15 protein-coding genes and 1 riboswitch are annotated in these 13,669 nt (G+C 71.3%); of the genes, 7 read left to right on the top strand and 8 right to left on the bottom strand.

All coding sequences use genetic code 11. The features are described 5' to 3' along the window. Positions 1-18: 18 nt before the first annotated feature. Entirely contained in the window at positions 19-369 is a 351-nt protein-coding gene (locus ACIRP7_RS12740) for a hypothetical protein (RefSeq protein ID WP_403657201.1), read from the bottom strand. Between the two features lie 52 nt (positions 370-421). Next, positions 422-533, top strand: a riboswitch (TPP riboswitch). Here ACIRP7_RS12740 and thiO point away from each other — a divergent pair. From thiO to ACIRP7_RS12715, 5 genes are all read left to right on the top strand, one after another. Then, positions 531-1,694 (top strand): glycine oxidase ThiO, encoded by a 1,164-nt coding sequence (gene thiO, locus ACIRP7_RS12735; protein WP_403657198.1) that lies wholly within the window; start codon positions 531-533, stop codon positions 1,692-1,694. It overlaps the preceding riboswitch by 3 nt. Further along, entirely contained in the window at positions 1,691-1,891 is a 201-nt protein-coding gene (gene thiS, locus ACIRP7_RS12730; RefSeq protein ID WP_403657195.1) for a sulfur carrier protein ThiS, read from the top strand. Before thiO ends, thiS begins: the two co-directional genes overlap by 4 nt. A gap of 3 nt (positions 1,892-1,894) precedes the next feature. Beyond that, positions 1,895-2,692 carry a thiazole synthase gene (locus ACIRP7_RS12725; RefSeq protein ID WP_403657192.1) on the top strand — a complete coding sequence of 266 codons (798 nt, stop codon included), beginning with the start codon at positions 1,895-1,897 and terminating at the stop codon, positions 2,690-2,692. Between the two features lie 147 nt (positions 2,693-2,839). Beyond that, a complete protein-coding gene (gene pknB, locus ACIRP7_RS12720; protein WP_403657189.1) occupies positions 2,840-4,777 on the top strand; it encodes a Stk1 family PASTA domain-containing Ser/Thr kinase in 1,938 nt (645 codons plus the stop codon). 171 nt (positions 4,778-4,948) lie between these two features. Then, positions 4,949-5,812, top strand: a complete 864-nt coding sequence (locus tag ACIRP7_RS12715; protein WP_403657186.1) for a deoxyribonuclease IV — start codon at positions 4,949-4,951, stop codon at positions 5,810-5,812. A gap of 39 nt (positions 5,813-5,851) precedes the next feature. Here the strand turns inward: ACIRP7_RS12715 and ACIRP7_RS12710 are convergent, their stop codons facing one another. The 5 genes from ACIRP7_RS12710 to ACIRP7_RS12690 all read right to left on the bottom strand — a co-directional run bounded on the left by ACIRP7_RS12710 (position 5,852) and on the right by ACIRP7_RS12690 (position 11,152). Continuing rightward, entirely contained in the window at positions 5,852-6,340 is a 489-nt protein-coding gene (locus tag ACIRP7_RS12710; protein WP_403657184.1) for a Pycsar system effector family protein, read from the bottom strand. Further along, complete coding sequence (locus ACIRP7_RS12705) at positions 6,337-7,413, bottom strand: hypothetical protein (RefSeq protein ID WP_403657181.1); 1,077 nt, start codon at positions 7,411-7,413, stop codon at positions 6,337-6,339. Before ACIRP7_RS12705 ends, ACIRP7_RS12710 begins: the two co-directional genes overlap by 4 nt. Next, positions 7,410-9,611: a hypothetical protein gene (locus ACIRP7_RS12700; RefSeq protein WP_403657178.1), complete on the bottom strand. Its 2,202-nt coding sequence runs from the start codon at positions 9,609-9,611 to the stop codon at positions 7,410-7,412. Before ACIRP7_RS12700 ends, ACIRP7_RS12705 begins: the two co-directional genes overlap by 4 nt. Continuing rightward, entirely contained in the window at positions 9,608-10,348 is a 741-nt protein-coding gene (locus ACIRP7_RS12695; protein WP_403657175.1) for a hypothetical protein, read from the bottom strand. The genes ACIRP7_RS12700 and ACIRP7_RS12695 overlap by 4 nt, the downstream gene beginning before the upstream one ends. A 105-nt stretch (positions 10,349-10,453) precedes the next feature. Beyond that, on the bottom strand, positions 10,454-11,152 hold the full coding sequence (locus ACIRP7_RS12690) for a Crp/Fnr family transcriptional regulator (protein WP_403657172.1): 699 nt from the start codon (positions 11,150-11,152) through the stop codon (positions 10,454-10,456). Positions 11,153-11,390: 238 nt separating this feature from the next. Here ACIRP7_RS12690 and ACIRP7_RS12685 point away from each other — a divergent pair, with 238 nt between their 5' ends. Continuing rightward, complete coding sequence (locus tag ACIRP7_RS12685) at positions 11,391-11,903, top strand: DUF4396 domain-containing protein (RefSeq protein WP_403657169.1); 513 nt, start codon at positions 11,391-11,393, stop codon at positions 11,901-11,903. A gap of 11 nt (positions 11,904-11,914) precedes the next feature. Here ACIRP7_RS12685 and ACIRP7_RS12680 read toward each other — a convergent pair whose 3' ends face one another. Next, positions 11,915-12,547: a sulfite oxidase-like oxidoreductase gene (locus ACIRP7_RS12680; protein WP_403657166.1), complete on the bottom strand. Its 633-nt coding sequence runs from the start codon at positions 12,545-12,547 to the stop codon at positions 11,915-11,917. Between the two features lie 177 nt (positions 12,548-12,724). On the opposite strand from ACIRP7_RS12680, the gene bfr reads away from it, so the two are divergent. Continuing rightward, a complete protein-coding gene (bfr, locus tag ACIRP7_RS12675; RefSeq protein ID WP_007381448.1) occupies positions 12,725-13,204 on the top strand; it encodes a bacterioferritin in 480 nt (159 codons plus the stop codon). A 22-nt stretch (positions 13,205-13,226) separates the two neighbouring features. On the opposite strand, the gene ACIRP7_RS12670 is transcribed toward bfr, so the two are convergent. After that, positions 13,227-13,460, bottom strand: coding sequence for a bacterioferritin-associated ferredoxin (locus ACIRP7_RS12670; RefSeq protein ID WP_403657161.1), 234 nt, complete (start codon positions 13,458-13,460; stop codon positions 13,227-13,229). Between the last annotated feature and the right edge of the window lie 209 nt (positions 13,461-13,669).

The following is a 13,669-nucleotide window of genomic DNA, read 5'->3' as shown; positions in this document are numbered from 1 at the left end:
CACCTGACAATCAGTCAGTCAGGAGTCGTGCTCCGTGACCTGCTCCACAACGCTCGTCCCGCTGCCCGGTTGCGACTCCCACTCCCACGTCTCCTCCAGCCGCACCCGGCCGTCGGGAAGCTCCACGACCGTCGAGACACAGTGCCCGGAGGATGTCGTCCCGTCAGGCTTGAGCTGGACGTACCGGAAGTCGAGACGGTCCCCCGCGCGCGTGCCGACGAGATGGCCGCGTACGACGTCGCCGCCCGCGTACTCCGCCCAGATCTCCCCGTCCTTCTCGTGGTAGGTGAACCGGGTGCGCGTCCCGACCTGACCCGGTGCCTGATCGGCCACCGGGGCGAGGACGAGACCGTCGAGCGAGCGGGGCATGGTGCGAGGCTCCCTTACAGCGGCACACGGGCACGGGCTAGGGTGGCCAACGTAGAGCACTCGCGGGAGCCCGGACGCACCGGGCTGAGAGGGAGGCTGGCGGCCTCCGACCGTACGAACCTGATCCGGGTCATGCCGGCGAAGGGAGGGGCTGGACGCCCATGTCCTCACGTACGTCAGACGTCCTCGTCGTCGGGGGCGGCATCATCGGCCTGGTCACGGCCTGGCGGGCCGCCCAGCACGGTCTCACCACGGCCGTCGTGGATCCCGAACCGGGCGGCGGGGCCGCCCAGGTGGCCGCCGGGATGCTGGCCGCGGTCACCGAACTGCACTACGGCGAGCAGACCCTGCTGGGCCTGAACCTCGCCTCCGCCCAGCGCTATCCCGCCTTCGCGGCCGAGCTCACCGAACTGACCGGACAGGATCTCGGTTACCGCCGGTGCGGCACGCTCGCCGTCGCCCTGGACGCCGACGACCGCGCCCACCTCCGCGAACTGCACGCGCTCCAGCGGCAGTCGGGGCTGGAGTCGGAGTGGCTGTCCGGCCGGGAGTGCCGGCGGCTGGAGCCGATGCTCGCGCCGGGGGTGCGGGGCGGGCTGCGGGTGGACGGCGACCACCAGATCGATCCGCGCCGCCTCACGCGCGCGTTGCTGGCCGCGTGCGAGCAGGCAGGTGTCGTCTTCCACCGCGCGTGGGCCAAGGGCCTCCGTGTCGCGGGGGACCGGGCCGCGGGAGTCACCACGACTGACGGCGACGACCTGGGCGGGGGCCAGGTCGTGCTCGCCGCCGGAAGCCTCAGCGGCCGCCTCGAAGGGATCCCCGCGGACGTCCTGCCCCCGGTACGGCCCGTCAAGGGCCAGGTGCTCCGGCTGACCGTTCCTCCGCGCTGCGCGCCCTTCCTGAGCCGCACGGTGCGGGCCGTGGTCCGCGGCAGCCAGGTCTATCTGGTGCCGCGCGAGAGCGGAGAGCTGGTGATCGGCGCGACCAGCGAGGAGCTGGGGTGGGACACGACGGTGACCGCGGGCGGGGTGTACGAGCTGCTGCGGGACGCCCACGAACTCGTCCCCGGCATCACCGAACTGCCGCTCACAGAGACCCGCGCGGGACTGCGCCCGGGCTCCCCGGACAACGCCCCGCTGCTCGGGCCCACGGAACTGGCCGGGCTGGTGCTCGCGACCGGCCACTATCGCAATGGCGTGCTGCTCACGCCGATCACCGGGGACGCCATGGTGCACGTCCTGACGACCGGTGAGCTCCCCGACGCGGCACGCCCGTTCACCCCGAGGCGCTTCGCCGCCACGGAGCTCCTGGAGCAGCCGGCATGAACATCTCCGTCAACGGAGAGCCGCGGGAGTTCGCTCCCGGCACGGCTCTCGACACCGTCGTGCGGGCGGTGACGGCGGCGCCCGCCGGGGTGGCCGCCGCGCTCAACGAGACCGTGGTCCCGCGCACGCAGTGGCCCTCGACGCCACTCGCCGAGGGAGACCGCGTGGAAGTCCTCACCGCCGTCCAAGGAGGCTGACCGATGGCCGACGATCCCTTTGTCATCGGCGGTACGTCCTTCTCGTCCCGGCTGATCATGGGCACGGGCGGCGCGCCCAGCCTGGAGGTGCTGGAACGGGCGCTGGTCGCCTCCGGCACGGAGCTGACGACGGTCGCGATGCGGCGGGTGAACCCCTCGGTGCACGGCTCGGTGCTGTCCGTGCTCGAGAAGCTCGGCATTCGGGTGCTCCCGAACACGGCGGGCTGTTTCACCGCCGGGGAGGCCGTCCTGACGGCCCGCCTCGCGCGCGAGGCGCTCGGCACGGACCTGGTCAAGCTGGAGGTCATCGCCGACGAGCGCACCCTGCTGCCGGACCCCATAGAGCTGCTGGACGCGGCGGAGACGCTGGTCGACGACGGCTTCACGGTGCTGCCGTACACGAACGACGACCCTGTGCTGGCCCGCAAGCTGGAGGACGTGGGCTGCGCGGCGATCATGCCGCTGGGCTCGCCGATCGGCTCCGGCCTCGGCATCCGCAATCCGCACAACTTCCAGCTGATCGTCGAGCACGCGCGTGTGCCGGTGATCCTGGACGCGGGGGCGGGCACGGCGTCGGACGCGGCCCTGGCGATGGAACTGGGGTGCGCGGGTGTGATGCTCGCCTCGGCGGTGACGCGGGCGCAGGAGCCCGAGCTGATGGCGCATGCGATGCGGCACGCGGTGGAGGCGGGGCGGCTGGCGCGCCGGGCAGGGCGGATTCCCCGGCGGCACTACGCGCAGGCCTCGTCTCCTGCGGAGGGCCTGGCGGCGCTGGATCCGGAGCGGCCGGCTTTTCAGTAGTCGCGCCCAGGGCTGAATGCGTCCGGTACACCTGCCTAGAGAGGCGCGCGTTCCCCCCGTGCGATCCTCGTCACAGCTCGGCTGCAGTACCGCCCCGATCGGGTCGAACCGAATCGACTGTCAGCGGCGGCTCGTACACTCGCCTGCGTGGATACGACCCTTCAGGACCCGCTGGTCGGGCAGGTGCTCGACGGCCGCTATCGCGTGGACGCGCGGATCGCGGTCGGCGGGATGGCCACGGTCTACCGGGCCCTGGACACCCGCCTGGACCGCGTGCTCGCGCTCAAGGTGATGCACCCCGCGCTCGCGGCGGACGGGACCTTCGTCGAGCGGTTCATCCGGGAGGCCAAGTCCGTCGCCCGGCTCGCCCACCCCAACGTGGTGCAGGTCTTCGACCAGGGCACCGACGGGTCGTACGTCTATCTCGCCATGGAGTACGTCGCCGGCTGCACCCTGCGTGACGTGCTGCGCGAGCGCGGGGCCCTGCAGCCGCGCGCCGCCCTGGACATCCTGGAGCCGGTGCTCGCCGCGCTCGGCGCCGCGCACCGCGCCGGTTTCGTGCACCGGGACATGAAGCCGGAGAACGTCCTGATAGGGGACGACGGCCGGGTCAAGGTCGCCGACTTCGGTCTCGTGCGGTCGGTCAACACGGTGACGAGCAGCACCGGAGCCGTCCTCGGCACCGTGTCCTATCTCTCACCCGAGCAGATCGAGCAGCCGGGCGCCGCGGACGCCCGCGTCGACGTGTACGCGTGCGGTGTCGTCCTGTACGAGATGCTGACCGGCAGCCAGCCGCACGACGGCGACTCCCCCGCCATAGTCCTCTACAAGCACCTCCACGAGGACGTCCCGCCCCCCTCGGCCGTGGTCCCGGGGCTGCCGTACGAACTGGACGAACTGGTCGCGTCGGCCACCGCCCGTACCCCGGACCTGCGTCCGTACGACGCCGTGGCACTGCTCGCGCAGACCCGCGAGGCCTATGGCCGGCTGAGCGCCGACCAGCTGGACGCGGTGCCGCCGCAGGCGCTGTCGGCGGAGTACGCCGGCGCCGAGAACAGCACGAGCGTGATCCCGCGCGCCCTGACGGTGCCGCGTCTGCTGCCGGTCAACGAGGACGAACCCGCGCCGGTGTACCACCGCACCAGCGTCCTGGAGAGTCCCCCGCTCCCGCCGTCCCGGCGCGGCCGCTCCTCGGGCGGTTCCCGACGCGGCCCGCTCCTGATCGTCGCCGCGGTCCTGCTGACCCTCGGACTCGGGGCGGGCGTCTGGTACATCAACTCCGGCCAGTTCACGCAGGTCCCGGCCCTCCTGGCGAAGACCGAGGCACAGGCCCGGGACCGGCTGGACGAGTCCGGTCTGGAGACCGGCAAGGTCACCTACGCCTACAGCGACACCGTCAAGCGCGGCACGGTCATCAGCACGGACCCGGAGGTCGGCACCCGGATACGGAACCACGACTCCGTGTCGATCACCCTCTCCAAGGGCCCGCAGACGGTGAAGGTGCCCGACGTGGACGGCTACGAACTCGGCAGGGCGAGAACCCGGCTGAAGACGGAAGGACTCCAACCGGGCATGGTGACCCGGGAGTTCAGCGACGACGTCCCCAAGGGGTTCGTGATCGGCACCGACCCCGGGGGCGGCACCACGTTGCGCGCGGGCTCGGCGATCGCGCTCACCGTCAGCAAGGGCGCCCCGGTCGACGTCCCGGACGTCACCGGCGAGGACCTGGCGGACGCCAAGGCCGATCTGGCGGAGGCCGGCCTGAAGGTCAAGGTCGCCACCGCGCGGGTCAACTCCGACGACGACGCGGGCCAGGTCGCCCGGCAGACCCCGGACCCCGGCAGCCAGGCGGCCGACGGCGACACCGTCACGCTGACGATCTCCAAGGGCCCGGAGATGGTCGAGGTCCCGGATGTCACGGGCGACAGCGTGGACGACGCCAAGTCGGAACTGGAGAAGGCGGGCTTCCAGGTCGAGGAGGACCGCGGCCTGCTGGGCCTGTTCGGCGACACGGTGAAGAAGCAGTCGGTGGACGGCGGCGACACGGCTCCCAAGGGTTCGACGATCACGATCACCATCCGCTGACGGGCGCTCCGCGCGGGCGCCCTTCCTTACCTCACAAACCACGGGCGCGGCCCCCTGCCCAGGGGCGCGGGGAACTGCGCGCCCGGCCCCCGGGGGCCCGCAGCCACCCGAGGCAAGGGGCTGCCCCCACCCCACCGGCCCGAGCGCCGCAGGCAATGGCACCCTGGATCGGTGACAACACAGCGCAACCCCGTCGGCGGCCACGTCCCCGTGGCCGGTGGCCTTCACTCGGTGGGCATGTCGTACGCCCAGGACCTCGACGCCGAGACCGTGCAGGTCTTCGTCGCCAACCCACGCGGCTGGGCCACCCCCGTCGGCAACCCGCGCCAGGACGAGGCGTTCCGTGAGGTCTGCGCGGACAAGGCGATACCCGCGTACGTCCACGCCCCGTACCTGATCAACTTCGGCTCGCACACCGAGGCGACCGTGGAGCGGTCGGTCGACTCGCTGCGGCACTCCCTCCGACGCGGACGCGAGATCGGCGCGCTGGGCGTGGTCGTGCACACCGGCAGCGCGACCGGCGGCCGCGACCGTTCCGTGGCCCTGAAGCAGGTGCGCGAGCACCTGCTGCCGCTCCTGGACGAGCTGACCCACGACGACGACCCGCATCTGCTCCTGGAGTCGACGGCCGGCCAGGGCTCCTCGCTCTGTTCACGCACGTGGGACTTCGGGCCGTACTTCGAGGCCCTGGACGCCCATCCGAAGCTCGGCGTCTGCCTGGACACCTGCCACATCTTCGCCGCCGGCCACGACCTGACCGGCCCGTTCGGCATGCACCAGACGCTCGACCTCCTGGTGGACACGGTCGGCGAGGGCCGACTGAAGCTGATCCACGCCAACGACTCCAAGGACGTGGTCGGCGCCCACAAGGACCGTCACGAGAACATCGGCTCGGGCCATATCGGCGAGGACCCGTTCCGCGCCCTGATGACCCACCCCGCCACCGACGGTGTCCCCCTGATCATCGAGACACCCGGCGGCAAGGAGGGCCACGCGGCGGACGTGGAGCGACTGAAGAAACTCCGGGACGGCTGAGGACGGCCGAGGTCGGCGAAGGAAGCCGAGACGACCGGGTCAGCTCACGACGGCTGACAGGAACGCCAGCAACAGCCCTGCCCCGAGCAGCACCATCGACCGACGCAGCCAGCGGTACTTGGCCGCGAGGATGACGCTGGCGTCCTGGAACTGGGTCAGCAACCAGCTCACCCGGTCCGCGCCGGCTTCGGCGGTGGCCCGGCGCAACGCCTCCATGTCCGTGACCCGAAGGGCGTCGGCGTAGTACGTCGGACCTGGAGCCGAGCGGACCGTACCGGTACGGGGCAGGACCACCGCGAGGAGCAGGAGCGTGCCGACCGCCCAGAGTGCCCCGCCTGCCGCGAGGAGTCCCAGGGCAACCCCCGAGGCCTCGGTCGGCACCCCTCGGCCGAGCGCCAACGCGGGCACCGCCACGGCACCCGAGAGCAGGATCGACGCCTTCACGTCCGCCCTGCCCAGGTCCTCGCGCACGGTCAGCAGCAGCCGCTCGGCGACGTAGTGCGCGGCGTCCGGTTCGGCTGGGGTCACTCGCGGGCCCCGGGACCGGAGTCGTACTCCATTTCCGTGCCCTCCCCGGGGACCGAGTCGGCCGGCGGCGCGGGAGGAATCGGCGGTGCGTCGGCCCGGGCCAGCGGCGGTGCGGGCGGCATCGGCGGTATCGGCAGCGAGGTCGGGGCCTGCGGCAACCCGCTCGGGAAGACGCCACCGGCGACCGTACGGCTGTAGTCGATGAGGGCCTGGACCTGGTCATCGATCTGGTGCCGCTGGACCACACCCTGGTTGATCAGGTTGGTCAGGTAGTCCAGGGCGCCCTGGCGCTGCTCGCGGGCCTGCTGCTGGAGCACGCCGAGGATCTCGTGCGCCCGGCTGGGGTCCTGGGCCAGCATCGTGGCGTACTGGACGGTCTCGCCCGCGCTGATCAGCTTCTGCGCGTCGTCGAGGTTGGCGGCGATCCGCGCCTTGTGGGCCAGGTCAAGGGCCTCCTGGACCTTGCTGCCCGTCTCCACCGCGACCATCTGGGCCTGGTGGTCGGCGGCGGCCTGGCCGAGGTCGATACGGATGAACACCTGGGTGGCCAGACCGAGTTCGGCGCCGAAGTCGTTCCACCGTCCGCTGGCCAGCTCGTCCTGGATCGCCTCATCGACCTGCTGCGCCGAGTCCAGGCTGTAGCGTCGGCTGAGCCCTCGCAGCCGGGCCTCCAGCGGCGGCCGGAGCATGCGCTCCACGTCGACCACCCGCTTTTCGGCAGCGAGGTAGAAGTCGCGCACCTCCCAGTTGACGTCGGCGCCCGCCTTGAACCGCGACCGGTCGCCGTAGGTGGGCAGTTCGAGCTGGAAGGAGGCCTGGTGCTGACCGCGGGCGACCCAGCACACCGAGGTGGGCTTCCCCATCAGCGGCTTGTTGACGTGCTCGGCGCCGCGCACGGTGAGGATGCTGTATCCGCCGTTCTTGTAGTAGAGCACCGAGGCCACCTGGCTGTTGCGGTGCCGGTAGGCGGCCTGTGGGGCGAACTCGCGTACGAAAGGGCCTCTGAGGTCGTGGGGCAGGACGAACTCCTCGTCCTGCCGCGGCCACTGCTGGCCCCACTGGTTGTGCGTCATCGTGTACTCGCTCCCTGGACCGCCCCCCACAGGCGGCGGACCTGCTGTTCGTTCAGTGGTTGGTCGGGGTCTTCGGTCAGTTCCTTGATCAGCGACAGCAGCCGGTCCCGGTCGTCCTGGCTGTGCACCAGCAGCGGCAGGAATCGCTCCAGGCACTCGGCCCAGGGCTGCTCGGCCGAGTCGCGCAGCCAGCCGGACAGGGCGTCGACGGCGGCCTCGTAGGACCGCGGGGTCTGCAGAGCCGTCCACAGGAGTCCGGCGAGTTCCGCGGCCTGGGCGGGCCGGACGGCGGAGAGGGCCAGCATCAGCGGCCAGTCGCCGTGACCCGCCAGGTCGTCGTGCTGGTTCCAGAGGTCGACCACGGAGACGGAGGCCAGGAAGATCGTGCTCTGCAGACCCAGGTCCTGCTGGGGCCGGCGTTCGTCGGACAGCCAGGCGCGGATCCTGCTCGGAGTCCGGCCGTCGGGGTGGGCGCCGGTGAAGTGCGCGACCTGGACGGCCGCGTCGGCCCGTAGCCTGCCCTCGTCCCAGACGCCGATTCCGCCGAGCAGGTCCAGTGACTCGCGCGCAGTGGCCGTGGCCCGCCCCCTGCCGAGTACGGCGCCCGCCGTCCAGCGCAGCTGTTCGTCGCCGTGCCGGGCCCAGGAGCCGACCAGGGCGCGGACGGCGCCGCCGACGTCCGGGGAGCGCAGAGCCACGTCGAGCACGGTCGCGGCGAACAGCCGGCGTCGGGCCTGCCTGGCCTGGGCCATGGGCTGGACCAGTTCGTGCACGGTGTGCGACAGGTCGAGGCGGCACAGCTGCCCGGCCGCGACGGCGGCCCGCACCCAGACCTGCGGCCGGTCGTCCTCGCACAGTCCGGCCAGCCATCGCAGCACGGGCCCGCGCGCATTGTGCCGGTGCTGCCAGAGGTGGCCCAGGACGGCCGGGGCGAGAGCCTCACCGGCGAAGCGCACCGTGCGCACCGGGACCTCCTCGGTGCCGACCTCCTCCGTGCCGAGTTCGGCGACCGCGCGGGCGGAGACCAGCCGGGCGTCAACTCCGTCGCTGAACAGCGGGCGGCCGGGGGTCGCCTCCGGATCGACGGTGACGGCCAGTTCCCAGGCGAGCACCTCGGCGGCCTCGGCGACGGCGCTGAGCGAGGCCCCGTCCAGGACGGCGACGGCGATCCGGTAGGCCGCGTCCCGTAACCGCTCGGGGGTTTCCGAGCGGACGCCTCCGGCGAACCACTCGGCGGCCTGGTTCTCGGCGAACTCCCGGCATGCGGCGAGCAGTTCGTCGTGCGTGAGCTCACCCCGGGTGTTGCGGGCCAGCAGGGTCGCGAAGCGGGCCGCCTCCGCGGGCCGCAGCTCGTCGAGGCCCCGCGCCTCCAGCACCTCGGGATCGAGCGCCATGACCCGGGCCCGCTCGTACGCCTCGGGTCCCGCCTCGTCGAGTTCGTCGGCGAGGTGACCTTCGAGTACGGCGGTCTGGGGGGCCGGGGTGTGGACGCGGCGGTAGCGGCCGCCGCGGGAGAGCACGTCCCCGGCTTCGGGGGTGGCCAGCAGGACCGCGTAGGCCTGCTTCTTGCGGAGCAGTCCGCACAGCCGGTCCAACCCGGTCTCGTCGGGCAGTACGACGGCGCTGGATTCCAGCACATAGCCGCGGCCCTCGTCGATCTGGTTGTCGTCCAGCTTGTCCAGGTCGGTGCGCGGATCGAGCCGCGAGACCTGGCCGCGGGTCAGGTCGTCCAGCAGGGACAGCGCCGTGTAGGAGCGTCCGGTACCGGGACGGCCGAGGAGGACCAGGAGCCGTCCGTCGCGCAGTTGCCCGCGGTGGTCGCCGTAGTCCTTCGGTTCCTGGAAGACCCGGCGCAGCCTGCGCAGTTCGTCCTCGGGGAGCGGGCCGGCGAGCAGCCGCTCGGCCGCCTGTCCGCCGTAGAAGTTCATGGTGTGGACGGACCCGGAGCTGATGAGGGTGCCGGAACCGTGCGAGGACACGGTCGAGCGATAGATCCTGGAGGCGGCGGCCGCGGCTCCGGGCAGCGCCTCCTCGCCGAGCGGGTCGGCCGCGGTGCCGCCGATGACGTCGGACTGCGGCTGTTCCGGGCCGCTCCCCTGGGCGGGGCCGGCGGACTTGTCCGGTTCGGCTTTCTGCTGCGGCTGTTGCTGCTGGGGTTTCGGGTTGCCCTGGGGAGGCTGGGGGCTCTGCGCGTTCACCGGTCACCGCCGTGCTGGTTGATGTGCAAGGTGTCGACGTTGCCGTTGGCGATGAACTGGCCGCTACCGTGGTGGTGGTTGTTCTGGACGAAGCTGTCCCCGGTGCCCAGGGGCTGCGGCGGCTCGGGTGCGAGGTCCTTCGCCGCAGTCGCCGGCTCGGGCGGCTGCGGCAGCCCGGGCACCGTGAACCAGGCGGCCCTGCGGCCCTCCTTCAGCTCCACCTCGTGGCGGCGGTAATGGTCCGGCTCCACCCAGCGTCCGCCGGCGAGCACGACGTCCTCGTACAGCCGGTCGGAGGCGACCACCACCAGGGGTGCACCCTCCGCGGCCTTGAGGATCGCCTTCGCGGTGTCGCAGTCGCCCAGCCGGCAGGCGAGATCGACGGCCCGCCCGGAGCGGCCGTGTGCGTCGCGCGTGACGGGGCCGATGTGCAGGCCCACGCGCAGCCGCAGGGGCTTGTTGAGGTCGCGGTTGGTCTGGCGGAGGTTCTGGTGGAGGTACTCCAGCCACTCCCCCACCACCCGCTGGGGCGGCACGTCGGGCGCGAGGACGCTGAGGATGCCGTCGCCGCGGTCCTCCTGGTAGAGCCGGGGAGCGCGGATACGGGCCTGTTCGAAAGCGGCGTTCGTGACCTCGTAGAGTCTGCGCCGCATCCCGGGTTTCTCGGTGTCGGACAACAGGCCCGAGCCCTGCGCGTCCACGTTGACGATGAAGCCGTACTCGGCTTCCTCCTCCATCGTTCTCTCCTCCCTGCCGTCCCGTCGAACCACCGGCTCCTCGGATGGTCGCGGAGCCGGCTGATCCCCGCTGTAGCCGTTTACACAGCGCGGCACCCGATGCTTCTAGGTCTGTGTGCCATGGGGCTGTCCGGCGGCGAGCAGGCGGAGGGGATCCAGGTCGGCCACGGCGAGGGTGCCGGGGCCGGTGCGGACCAGGCCCTGTTCGCGTAACAGGCGCAGGGCCTTGGCGACGGCCTCGCGGGTGGAGCCCACGGAAGCGGCCAGTTCGTGCTGCGCGAGGGGGAGCCGTATGGTCACGGCCTCGTTCTCCAGTCGGCCGGTACGGTCGGCGAGTTCGACCAGGCGTTCCGCCAGCCTCTGTAACACCGTCATGGAGGCGAGGGCCCGGCGCTCGTGGTCCGCGCTGCGCAGCCGCTCGGTGAGCTGAATCGTCATCAGCGCGTTGGCGGGCGGCCGGGAAGCCAGGAAGCGCCGGAAGCGCTCGCCGGGTACGACCAGGCCGGTCACCGGACCGAGGGCGCTCACCGAGGCGCTGCGGGGGCGGCCGTCGAGTGCCGCCATGTCGCCCACGATCTCGCCGGCCCGACGCAGGGCCAGGATCAGACGGCCGCCGCGCTCGGTCGGCGTCCACACCGTGCACCAGCCGCTGAGCAGGACAACCACGAACGTGGTGCGGTCGCCCTCGGCGAGCAGTGTGTCGTGCGGTGGGTACTCGTGCCGCGTGCCGAGACCCGACAACGCCTCGCGGTCCGCCGGGCCGAGACCCGCGAAAAAGGTATGCCGCTCTCCGAACAGCCCCAACCGTCGTCCCCCGTGTACCGCGCTCCCCCGAACCGGACGGCAAGCGGAACCCCACAGGTCGCTTGGATCCGTCTCCACCCGACGGTTCCCGCCAGGCAAGGATCTCAGCGTAGCGCTCTGGGCACGGAATGTGCTGTCAGTTACCGGAACGGCGTCCGAACCTTCACAGGAATACCCCTGGGGGGTATACAGTTGGTCCTCAGGGAAAGGGTCCGTCATCCGACACTGGGGGTCAGCCGTGGACCACGAGCACACCGCACACGCTCACACCGCACACGCTCACACCGGGCACGCCGACGCCGAACAGCCGAGCGCCACCTGGGCCGTCGCCGTCCAGGCCACCCTCCACTGCCTCACCGGCTGCGCCATCGGTGAGGTGCTCGGCATGGTCGTCGGTACCGCGCTGGGCTGGGGCAACCTGGCGACCACCGTACTGGCGATCGTCCTGGCCTTCGTCTTCGGCTACTCGCTCACCCTGCGCGGTGTCCTGAAGACCGGCATGGGCTTCAGGGCCGCGCTTCGAGTCGCACTGGCCGCCGACACCCTGTCCATCGCCGTGATGGAGTTGATCGACAACGGCGTGATCGCCCTGTGGCCGGACGCCATGGACGCGAAACTCGCGGATCTGCTGTTCTGGGCGTCGCTGGCGATCTCGCTGGCCATCGCGTTCGTCGTCACCGTCCCGGTCAACAAGTGGATGATCGGCCGCGGCAAGGGGCACGCCGTGGTCCACCAGCACCACGGTCACTGAGCCTCAGAGCATCACAGCTCGGGGCCGTCCCCCGGCTCCTCCTGGTACGAGTACCGCTGTTCCTTCCAGGGATCGCCGACGTTGTGGTAGCCGCGCTCCTCCCAGAACCCGCGCCGGTCGGCGGTCATGTACTCCACGCCGCGGACCCATTTGGGCCCCTTCCAGGCGTAGAGCTGGGGGACGACCAGGCGGAGCGGGAACCCGTGCTCCGCGGTCAGCAGCTCCCCGTCCTTGTGGGTGGCGAAGATCGCACGGTCGGACGCGAAGTCCGCGAGCCGCAGGTTGGAGCTGAAGCCGTACTCGGCCCACACCATCACATGGGTGACCGTCGGCGCGGGCGGGGCGATCTCCAGGATGGTGCGGGCGGGAATGCCGCCCCACTCGGCGCCGAGCATGCTGAACTTCGTCACACAGTGCAGATCGCCCACGACGGTGGTGTGCGGCAGAGCCGTGAACTCCTCGTGGTTCCAGCAGTGCTTCTCGTCGTCCGCGGTGGCGCCGAAGACCCGGAACTCCCAGCGCTCGGGCCGGAACTTGGGGACCGGGCCGTAGTGCGTGACGGGCCAGCCGCGCTGCAGTCGCTGCCCCGGCGGAAGCTCGGAGTGCGCCGCTTCTCCACTCTCCCGCTCCACCGGCTGACCCATGCCTTCCATCCTGACAGACCCGAGGCGATGCACCCGACCAACCCCCACTCAACCCATCCCAAATCGGACTAAGCATGCCCTTACTTACTAAGTGAAGACTTACTGGACGATCTTCTTCGCCGGTGCAAGGATGCGGCGCAGCCTGCCAGTTCCCCACGGTTGGAAGGAGCCTCTGCGATGCAGGGCGACCCCGAGGTCATCGAATTCCTCAACGAGCAGCTCACGGGCGAGCTCACCGCGATCAACCAGTACTTCCTGCACGCGAAGATGCAGGAGAACTTCGGCTGGACGAAGCTCGCGAAGTACACGCGGCACGAGTCGTTCGACGAGATGAAGCACGCCGAGGTCCTCACCGACCGCATCCTCTTCCTGGAGGGACTGCCGAACTACCAGCGGCTGTTCCATGTGCGCGTGGGCCAGACCGTCAAGGAGATGTTCGAGGCCGACCGGCAGGTCGAGGTCGAGGCGATCGACCGGCTCAAGCGCGGTATCGAGGTGATGCGCGCCAAGGGGGACATCACCTCGGCGAACATCTTCGAGTCGATCCTCGCGGACGAGGAGCACCACATCGACTATCTCGACACGCAGCTGGAGCTGCTGGAGAAGCTCGGTGAGGCGCTGTACATCGCCCAGCTGATCGAGCAGCCCGAGAGCTAGTCCGGAGAGCTGGGCCGGAGAGCTAGGCCGCCTCTTCCAGTTCCTCGACTCCGGTCAGGACCTGCTTGCCAGGGTCGGCCGGCTCACGGCGGGGGTACGCACCGCGCCCGAGGATCGCCTGGATCCGACGTACACAGGATCCGCAGTCCGTCCCGGCCTTGCAGGCGGAGGCGATCTGGCGGGGGGTACAGGCGCCGTTGTCCGCGTGCTGCTGGACCTGCGCTTCGGTCACACCGAAGCAGTTGCAGACGTACACGCGGGCTCACCTCCTGCCGAGATCGATAAGGCTAACCTAACCTTACCCGGCGCTCAGGAACCGCAAAAGTGGAGTGGGGGGGGGGGGGGGGGGGGGGGGGGGGGGGGGGGGGGGGGGCGGGGGCGCGGGGGGGGCCCGGTTGCGGGATCGGCTTGTCGGTCGGGGGCCCGGCCGTCGCTGCGGGAGCGGGCCGGTCGTGGGGTCGGTCG

The organism is Streptomyces sp. NPDC102270 (assembly GCF_044766405.1).
Taxonomy (GTDB): Bacteria; Actinomycetota; Actinomycetes; order Streptomycetales; family Streptomycetaceae; genus Streptomyces.
The sequence above is the reverse complement of the archived record's forward strand: the minus strand, read 5'-3'. Positions and strand labels throughout refer to the sequence as shown.

Bases quoted from the DNA above. Each gene is read 5' to 3' on its own strand.
- ACIRP7_RS12725 (WP_403657192.1), top strand. From the start codon at position 1,895: ATGGCCGACGATCCCTTTGTCATCGGCGGTACGTCCTTCTCGTCCCGG.
- ACIRP7_RS12740 (WP_403657201.1), bottom strand. From the start codon at position 369: ATGCCCCGCTCGCTCGACGGTCTCGTCCTCGCCCCGGTGGCCGATCAG.
- bfr (WP_007381448.1), top strand. From the start codon at position 12,725: ATGCAGGGCGACCCCGAGGTCATCGAATTCCTCAACGAGCAGCTCACG.
- thiS (WP_403657195.1), top strand. From the start codon at position 1,691: ATGAACATCTCCGTCAACGGAGAGCCGCGGGAGTTCGCTCCCGGCACG.
- ACIRP7_RS12695 (WP_403657175.1), bottom strand. From the start codon at position 10,348: ATGGAGGAGGAAGCCGAGTACGGCTTCATCGTCAACGTGGACGCGCAG.
- thiO (WP_403657198.1), top strand. From the start codon at position 531: ATGTCCTCACGTACGTCAGACGTCCTCGTCGTCGGGGGCGGCATCATC.
- ACIRP7_RS12680 (WP_403657166.1), bottom strand. From the start codon at position 12,547: ATGGGTCAGCCGGTGGAGCGGGAGAGTGGAGAAGCGGCGCACTCCGAG.
- ACIRP7_RS12705 (WP_403657181.1), bottom strand. From the start codon at position 7,413: ATGACGCACAACCAGTGGGGCCAGCAGTGGCCGCGGCAGGACGAGGAG.